At 74.1% G+C, this 8,314-nt stretch carries 7 protein-coding genes and 1 pseudogene; 5 read left to right on the top strand and 3 right to left on the bottom strand.

Annotation, left to right across the window (positions count from 1 at the left end):
• Positions 1-2,188 (bottom strand): 4-alpha-glucanotransferase (malQ, locus tag H9652_RS18265; RefSeq protein ID WP_191798091.1); only part of this gene is annotated, 2,188 nt, incomplete at its 3' end.
• A gap of 217 nt (positions 2,189-2,405) precedes the next feature.
• Here malQ and H9652_RS18270 point away from each other — a divergent pair.
• On the top strand, positions 2,406-3,590 hold the full coding sequence (locus H9652_RS18270; protein WP_191798079.1) for a mechanosensitive ion channel family protein: 1,185 nt from the start codon (positions 2,406-2,408) through the stop codon (positions 3,588-3,590).
• 10 nt (positions 3,591-3,600) lie between these two features.
• Here H9652_RS18270 and H9652_RS18275 read toward each other — a convergent pair whose 3' ends face one another.
• Positions 3,601-4,119, bottom strand: a complete 519-nt coding sequence (locus H9652_RS18275; protein ID WP_191798082.1) for a PTS sugar transporter subunit IIA — start codon at positions 4,117-4,119, stop codon at positions 3,601-3,603.
• A gap of 9 nt (positions 4,120-4,128) precedes the next feature.
• Positions 4,129-4,359, bottom strand: coding sequence for a glucose PTS transporter subunit EIIB (locus H9652_RS18280; RefSeq protein ID WP_030150932.1), 231 nt, complete (start codon positions 4,357-4,359; stop codon positions 4,129-4,131).
• Between the two features lie 351 nt (positions 4,360-4,710).
• Between H9652_RS18280 and ptsP the strand changes: the two genes are divergently transcribed.
• The 4 genes and pseudogenes from ptsP to H9652_RS19995 form a co-directional block, all read left to right on the top strand.
• Positions 4,711-6,402 (top strand): phosphoenolpyruvate--protein phosphotransferase, encoded by a 1,692-nt coding sequence (gene ptsP / locus H9652_RS18285; RefSeq protein WP_191798085.1) that lies wholly within the window; start codon positions 4,711-4,713, stop codon positions 6,400-6,402.
• A gap of 147 nt (positions 6,403-6,549) precedes the next feature.
• Positions 6,550-6,969, top strand: coding sequence for a globin (locus tag H9652_RS18290; RefSeq protein WP_404822062.1), 420 nt, complete (start codon positions 6,550-6,552; stop codon positions 6,967-6,969).
• Positions 6,970-7,057: 88 nt separating this feature from the next.
• A complete protein-coding gene (locus H9652_RS18295; protein WP_138827442.1) occupies positions 7,058-7,966 on the top strand; it encodes an acyl-CoA thioesterase in 909 nt (302 codons plus the stop codon).
• A gap of 48 nt (positions 7,967-8,014) precedes the next feature.
• A pseudogene (locus H9652_RS19995) lies at positions 8,015-8,314 on the top strand (DNA topoisomerase IB); the annotation flags it as partial.

The following is an 8,314-nucleotide window of genomic DNA, read 5'->3' on the forward strand; positions in this document are numbered from 1 at the left end:
CCCGCGGCGGAGATGACAAGGACTCCCGCATCACCTTGGCGAGCGAGAGCAGCCGCGCGTTGTCGAACAGGTCCTCGAGCAGCACCACGTTGCCCGACGAGTCGCCCAGCGGGACCTTCCAGTTGGGGTACTCCTGGTCCGTCCCGGGCTGGTTCTGCGTGCGACGCTCCCCCACGGCGTCGGCGAGCGAGACACCGATCAGGGCCGCGGGCGTCTGGGCGATCAGGACGTGCAGCGCCTCGACGAGCTCACGCTCGGACGGGTCGTCACCGATCAGCCCGCGCTCGGCGAGGAAGGTCACCATGCCGTCCCGTTCCGCGCGTGCCACCTGGCGGACCTGGGCCGCCGGCTCGGTGAGCAGGCCCAGGCGCTCGCGCAGGTCGACGTGCTCCCCTGCGAGGTAGCCCGCGGTCGGCGGCAGGTCGTGCGTCGTGACCGTGGCCAGCGCGAGCCGACGGTACGCCTCGGGCGCCAGCGGGCGCCCGCCCTCGCCCTTCTCGAACCACAGCACCGAGGTCCCGAGGATGCCGCGCTCGGCGAGGTAGTCGCGGACCCAGGGCTCGTACACGCCGAGGTCCTCGCCGATGACCATCGCCCCGGCGCGCTGGGCCTCGAGGCACAGGATGCCCACGAGCGCCTCGTGGTCGTAGCGGACGTAGGCCCCGGCGTCGGCGCGCGCCGCGCCCGGTATCCACCAGAGCCGGAACAGACCGATGACGTGGTCGACCCGGATCGCGCCCGCATGGCGCAGCACCGTGCGCAGCAGGTCGCGGAAGGGCGCGTACCCGGCGCGGGCCAGGGCGCGCGGGTCCCACGGCGGCTGCGACCAGTTCTGGCCCTGCTGGTTGTACATGTCCGGCGGTGCGCCGACCGTCACCCCGCCCGCGAGGACGTCGTGGTGCGCCCAGGCGTCGGCCCCGTGCGGGTGCACCCCCACGGCGAGGTCGTGCATGATCCCGATCGACATCCCGGCGTCCAGGGCCGTGCGCTGCGCGACCTCGAGCTGCTCGTCCGCGACCCACTGGAGCCAGCAGTAGAACTCGACCTGGTCGTCGAGCTGCTCGCGCAGGGCCGCGACCGCGGGCGACGCGGGATCGAGCGCCTGCGGAGGCCAGTCGCGGTCGCCGAAGTGGTCGGCGAGCATGCACCACGTCGCGAAGTCCTCGAGGCCCTTGCCCTGCTCGGCCCGGAAGGCGTCGAAGGCGGCCTGCCGCGCGGTCGACCGCGGCGCTGCGAAGACGACCTCGAGCGCGGCCTTCTTGGCCTCCCACGCCGCGTCGCGGTCGATCGGGCCGGCGTCGGAGCTCAGGTCGCGGATCGGGTCGAACGCCCACTCGACGAGCGACCGGTCCGCCGCCGAGAGATAGCCCGTCTCGCGCACGTCCTCGACGCGGATGTACAGCGGGTTCACGAAGCGCCTGCTCGTGGGCAGGTAGGGGGAGGGGGTCATGGGGGTGCGCGGCTCGGCCGCGGCCAGCGGGTTGACGAGCACGAAGTCGGCCCCCGCCCGGTGCGCTCCCAGCCACGCGAGGTCGGCGAGGTCCGCCAGGTCCCCCACGCCCCAGGACGCCCTGGACCGCACCGAGTAGAGCTGGGTCATGAGTCCCCACGCCCGCCCCTCGCGCACGGCGTCGGGCAGCTCGAGCCGCTGCGGCGTCACGACCAGCGTGGCTCGCGCCTGCGTGCCCTCGCTCGTGGCGTGGATCTCGTGCCAGCCCAGCGGCATGCCCGCCGGGACGGCGAAGGTCGCCCGCCCGATCGCCCGGCCGTCGACCGTGCGGGGCTCGACGTATGCGTCGACCTGGGTCAGGGCGCGGCGTTCCCGCACCGCGGGCGCGGTCGACCGGTACCCGGGCTGCTCGACCGGCTCGAGCTCTGCCCACACCTCGACGGGCGCGCCGTCGGCGACGTGCACGGGGAACCGCAGCTCGTCGCCCTGGCGCACCACGACGGTCGGGGGCAGCATCTGCCGCCACTCGTCGTCGACCGAGTGCTCGAGGCTCACGGCGACCTTCTCGGGGGACGACGCGGGCACGCCCAGCGCCTCGAGCACCGCGACGAGGGTCTGCGCGCTCACCTGGCGCTGCGTGCCGTCGAAGCCCCAGAAGTCGGGCGCGACGCCATGGGCCGCGGCCAGCTGGACCAGCGGTTCGGGCACGTCGGCCGTGACATGTTGTGGAACGCTCACGAGGGTGATCCTGCCAGAGCGCGGGGGCGACGGCAGACCTTGGGCCCGGTGTGGCGCGGGCGGTCGCCAGGTTCAGCCCCTCGGGCACGTGCGCACACCGCCCGCGCACCCTCCTCACAGGCCCTCCGCAGGACCTGTCCGCCCGCTCCCGGTGAGGCTCGTCACGTGGGGCGCCGGACGCCGTCGGGCCTCGCGCTGCGGCAGGTAGCCTGCCGGGATGGCTTCCCCGTCCCCGTCCCCCACCGACATCGGCGACCAGATCGCCGGACAGGCCAACGTCTGGCTCGAGTGGTTCCTCGGCACGCCGCTGCGGATCATCCTCATCGTCGTGATCGGCTCGGTCCTGCTGGCCGTGATCCGCCGCATCATCCGCCGCGTGACCGAGCACATCGCCGACGGCACCCCGATCACCGAGCGGCGCGGCATGAAGGGCCTCAAGGGCCTCACGGAGTCACCCGTGGGCAACGTCCTGCTGCGCGCCAACCCGCTCGCGAGCGCACGCCGCGCCCAGCGTGCCCGCACGATCGGCTCGGTCCTGCGCTCGACCGCGAACATCCTGTTCGGCTCGACGATCGTCCTCATGGTGCTCACCGAGCTGGGCATGAACATCGCGCCGTTCCTCGCGTCGGCGGGGATCGTGGGCGTCGCCCTGGGCTTCGGCGCGCAGAGCCTCGTCAAGGACTTCCTGTCGGGCACGTTCATGCTGCTCGAGGACCAGTACGGCGTGGGCGACTCGGTCGACTTCGGGGTCGTGGCCGGGACGGTCGAGGAGGTCGCGCTGCGCGTGACCAAGGTCCGCGACGGCGACGGCACCCTCTGGTACATCCGCAACGGCGAGATCCTGCGCACGGGCAACAAGTCGCAGGAGTGGGGCCGCGCCTCGGCCGAGGTGCACGTCGCGTACTTCGCGGACCTCGACCAGGTCGAGCGGGTCCTGCGCGAGGCCGGCGAGGCGGTCGCCGCAGACCCTGTCCTGGGCACCTACCTCCTGGAGCAGCCGGTCGTGTCCGGCATCGAGTCGATGACCCCGGAGGAGATGGTCCTCAAGGTCTCGGTCAAGACCCAGGCGTCGATGCAGGGCGAGATCTCGCGTGCGCTGCGCACGACCGTCCGCGAGCGCCTCGCCGCGGCTCACGTACCGCTGGCCGGCGCCGAGCCGCGACCTGCCCTCGAGGAGACGCCGCAGGACGCACCGGCGCCGGTGCTGCCCCAGGTCTCGACCCAGGCGCCCGCCCACGGCACGGCTCCCGTCCGGGACGCGGTGCACAACCGTGACACCGCCCAGAACCCGGACGCCCTGCAGGCGCGGGACGCCGTGCAGCCGAAGGACGCGATGCAGGCCAAGGACTCGCTGCAGACACGCGACGCGCTGCCCGACGACCCGACACAGGCGGACCGGTAGCGGGCCGTCCTCAGTCCCAGGCGAGGAGGGGCTCGCCGGCCCGGACGGCCACTCCCGGGGGGACGAGGAACGTCAGGAGCGACGGGTCGCCCTGGAGCGCGATGACCGAGCACACGGTCGCCAGCCCCAGCGCAGCCACGCGCGGCGGCTCCCAGGACAGCAGGGTCGCGCCCGCCTCGACCCGGTCTCCCGGCTCGACGTGGAGCTGGAAGCCCTCTCCCCCGAGCCGCACCGTGTCGATGCCCAGGTGGACAAGGACGGTGCGCCCACCGGTCGCCTCGAGCGCGAAGGCGTGCGGGAACAGGGAACCGACCGTGCCGGCCGCGGGGGCCACGACCGTCGAGATCCCGTCGCCGTCCACCGAGGGCTCGATCGCGAGGCCTGGCCCCGCGAACGCCTGCGCGAACACGGGGTCAGGGACGTCTCGCAGCGCCACGACCGTTCCGTCCAACGGTGCTCCGACGCGCAGGACCGGCTCGTCCGTGGACGAGCCGGTCCCTGCGGGAGGTCCGGAACCGGTCGGTGACATCTGCTCGTGTCAGCGCAGCGTGTCGAGCTCTGCGGCGAGGTTGTCGGCCTCCGGGCCCACGATCACCTGGATGACGCGGCCCGAGCGCACCACGCCGAACGCCCCCGTGGCCTTGAGCCCGACCTCGTCGACGAGCGCCGGGTTGGTCACCTCGACGCGCAGCCTGGTGATGCAGGGTTCGAGGTCGACCACGTTCGACTGGCCACCGAGCGCCTCGAGGATCTGCTGTGCCTTGCTCATCTACGAACTCCTGACTCCTGTGCTGCGGGCGCCGTTGCCGGGGTAAGGCCTGCGAACAGGCCTCTTTCCTCCACCCTAGTCTCACAGCACAGGCCGGCGAGGGAGAACAGCGGGCGATTTCCCGCCCGACGGCGCCACGCACCCCCGCACGCCCGGCAGGTTCCGCTCGTCCCGCCCGGCCGCCCCCCGCGGCGGGCGACCCGGGCGCCGGACCACGCGACGCCGTCGGGCGGGCGCGTCCCCCGCGGCCGCGCGCGGCTGCCCGCTTGGCGCTGGGCTCACGGCTGGGGAACACTGCCAGGGAGGGGAACCCGGCCGACCGCCGGGACCGGGCGAGCTCAGGAGGACGTCGTGGCCAGCGAGGAACAGCGGACGATCACCGGCATCGGGGTGTGCCCCGGGAAGGTCGTCGGGCCGGTCGTCTTCCTGCCCGAACCGCTCGCGGAACCCTCCCCCGGGCTCCGCCTGCGTCCCACGGCCGACCTGCGTGCAGAGGCCGACCGCATCCCGGTCGCCGCCGCCCAGGTGCAGGCAGACCTCGAACGGGCCGCAGCCTCCGCGACCGGGGACACGCGCGACGTCCTGGAGGCCACGGCCGCGATGGCCGCCGACCCCACGCTCGCGGCCGACGCCGAACGGCGCGTCGTCGACGAGCACCTGATCGCCGAGCGTGCCGTGTGGGAGGCCGCCGAGTCGGTCGCGCAGCAGTTCGAGGCCCTCGGCGGGTACTTCGCCGAGCGTGCGCGCGACATCGCGGACGTGCGCGACCGGATCGTCGCCGCGCTCTCGGGCCGCCCCGCGCCGGGCGTGCCGGACCACCCCGAACCGTTCGTGCTCGTCGCGCTCGACCTGGCCCCGTCGGTGACCGCGGGCCTCGACCCGGCGCGCGTGCTCGCGATCGTGACCGACGGCGCCGGGCCCACGTCGCACACCGCGATCGTCGCCAACGCCATGGGCATCCCCGCGGTCGTCGCCGCGGCCGGGGCGAGCGAGGCGCTCGACGCGGACGACACGGTCCTCGTGGACGGGTCGGCGGGGACGGTCCTGGTCCACCCCACGGACGAGCAGGTCGCGACCGCCCGGGCGCTCGCCGCGACCGTACGGACCTTCTCGGGCGAAGGACGCACCGCGGACGGCCACCGGGTCCAGCTCCTGGCCAACATCGGCGACCCTGCGGGCGCCGAGCCCGCCGCGGCCGCCGGGGCCGAGGGCGTGGGGCTCTTCCGGTCCGAGTTCGCGTTCCTCGACCGCGAGGAGCCACCGACGATCGCCGAGCAGGTCGCCGCCTACCGCACGGTCTTCCACGCCTTCCCCGGCCGCAAGGTCGTCATCCGCACGCTCGACTCGGGCGCGGACAAGCCCCTGCACTTCCTGTCGGTCGACGACGAGGAGAACCCTGCCCTGGGGGTCCGCGGGCTGCGCACCTCCGAGAAGTGGCCCGACCTCCTGGAGCAGCAGCTCGAGGCCGTCTCGCTCGCGGCCGCGGCGGAGGAAGCCGTGGTGTGGGTCATGGCCCCCATGGTCTCGACCGTCGCCGAGGCCGAGTGGTTCGTCTCCCGGTGCACGGCCCACGGGCTCGACACCGCGGGCGTCATGATCGAGGTGCCCAGCGCGGCCCTGCTCGCCGGTCCCGTGCTCGCCCGCGCGCACTTCGCCTCGATCGGCACCAACGACCTCACGCAGTACACCATGGCGGCCGACCGCCTCCTCGGCTCGCTCGCCGAGCTCAACGACCCCTGGCAGCCCGCGGTCCTCCAGCTCGTCGCCGCGACCTGCCGCGGCGGGGACCTCCAGGGGCGGCCCGTGGGCGTGTGCGGCGAGGCGGCGTCGAACCCCGTGCTCGCGGCCGTGCTCGTCGGGCTCGGCGTGTCCTCGCTGTCGATGACTGCGCGCGCGATCCCCGACGTCGCCGCGCTGCTGGGTGCGGTCACGATCGCCGAGTGCCGCGCGGTCGCGCAGCTCGCGCTCGCGGCCGAGAGCGCGGCCGACGCGCGCGCCACGGTCCGGGCGGCCCTCCCGCAGCTCGACGAGCTGGGGCTGTGAGGAGCCCGACAGCGGCGAGCGTCACGTCGCCCGGACGCCCGGGCGCGCGCGACCGGATGGGATGATGGCCGCGTGACCAGCGATCCCGTCCCCCACCCCGGCGGCACGCCCGCACCGCTGCCAGGCGGCTCCCCCGCTGCCCTCCCGGTGAGCCCCGCGACCCCGCGCCTGCGCGAGTCCGTCGCGTCCTCGGACAGCTTCTACGACGCGATCGGGGGGCACGAGACCTTCGTACGGCTCGTCGACGTGTTCTACGAGGGCGTGGCCGCGGACCCCGTCCTCAAGCCCATGTACCCCGAGGAGGACCTCGGCCCCGCCAAGGTCCGGCTGACCATGTTCCTCGAGCAGTACTGGGGCGGCCCCACGACCTACTCGGAGCAGCGCGGCCACCCCCGCCTGCGCATGCGCCACGCCCCCTTCAAGGTCAACCCCGACGCGAGGGACCGCTGGCTCGCGCACATGCGTGCCGGCGTCGACTCGCTCGACCTCGCCCCGCTGCACGAGGCCACGCTCTGGGACTACCTGGAACGTGCTGCCCACTCGCTGATCAACACCTTCGAGGAGTGACGTGACCGACGTGACGGCCCCCCAGACCCAGCAGCCCGGCCAGCCCGACGAGACCGCCCGCGCTGCCCAGGCCCCCCCGCCTCGGCCCCTGCGCACCAAGGTCACGGCGGACGAGCTCGCGCGCGACCCGCTCGGCAACCTGCTGCGCGCGCTCCAGCTCGAGGAGAAGCCTGCCGACGACTCGCGTTCCGACGGCGCCGACGTGCGCTTCGGCGGCCTGAGCGTCGACCAGCCCAACGCCCGGATCTACGGCGGCCAGGTCCTCGCCCAGGCGCTCATCGCCGCGGGCCTGACCGTCGAGGGCGACCGCCGGCCCCACTCGATGCACGGGTACTTCCTGCGTGCGGGCGACCTCGACGCCCCCATCGAGTTCGCGGTCGAGAAGCTGCGCGACGGCCGCTCGTTCAGCGCACGCCGCACGCACGCCGTCCAGCACGGCAAGCCGATCCTGTCGATGATCGCGTCGTTCCAGGAGGAGCAGGACGGCGTCGAGCACACCTCGCCCATGCCCGAGGCGCCGGACCCCGAGACCCTGCCGTCGGCGTTCGACGAGCTCGGCAAGATCCCGCACCCCGCCGCGCGCTCGCGCTCGCACGAGGCCGCGTTCGACCTGCGGCACGTGGGCGGCTCGCTCTACCTGGGCCCCGGTGCCGAGCGGACCGACCAGCAGATGGTGTGGATGAAGGCCCGCGGCCCCGTCGAGGGCGACCAGCTCCTGCACCGCGCCCTCATGGCGTACGCGTGCGACCAGATCATGCTCGAGCCCGTGCTGCGCAAGACCGGGTCGAGCTGGGTCACGCCCGGAGCGTCGATCGCGAGCCTCGACCACGCCATGTGGTGGCACCGCGACGCACGCGTCGACGAGTGGCTGCTCTACGTGCAGTCCTCCCCGAGCGCGCAGGGCGGGCGGGGCCTCGGCGCCGCCCGTGTCTTCACGCGCGACGGGACGCTCGTTGCGAGCATCGCGCAGGAGGGCATGCTGCGGCTGCCGGTCTGAGCGTGCTGCTGACGAGCGAGTCGCCGGGGCGCGGGGCAGGATGACCGGATGGTCCGCCTGCGCCGCGTCTCGGTCTCCTCTCCCGGGTACGGCCGACGTCGGTACGGGAAGGGGTTCTCCTACCTCGACGTGGACGGCTCGCGGCTGACCGACCCCGACGAGGTCGCGCGCTGCACGCGCCTGGTCGTCCCGCCCGCCTGGTCGGACGTGTGGATCTGCCGGTTCCCGGACGGCCACATCCAGGCCTTCGGGTACGACGACGCGGGACGCGGCCAGTACCTGTACCACGGCCAGTGGCGTGAGCGCAGGGCCCGCCGCAAGTTCGACCACGTCCTGGCGGTCGGGGCG

Origin of the sequence: Oerskovia rustica (assembly GCF_014836555.1) — a bacterium.
Taxonomy (GTDB): domain Bacteria; phylum Actinomycetota; class Actinomycetes; order Actinomycetales; family Cellulomonadaceae; genus Oerskovia; species Oerskovia rustica.

Bases quoted from the DNA above. Each gene is read 5' to 3' on its own strand.
- H9652_RS18280 (WP_030150932.1), bottom strand. From the start codon at position 4,359: ATGAGCAAGGCACAGCAGATCCTCGAGGCGCTCGGTGGCCAGTCGAAC.
- H9652_RS18275 (WP_191798082.1), bottom strand. From the start codon at position 4,119: ATGTCACCGACCGGTTCCGGACCTCCCGCAGGGACCGGCTCGTCCACG.
- H9652_RS18270 (WP_191798079.1), top strand. From the start codon at position 2,406: ATGGCTTCCCCGTCCCCGTCCCCCACCGACATCGGCGACCAGATCGCC.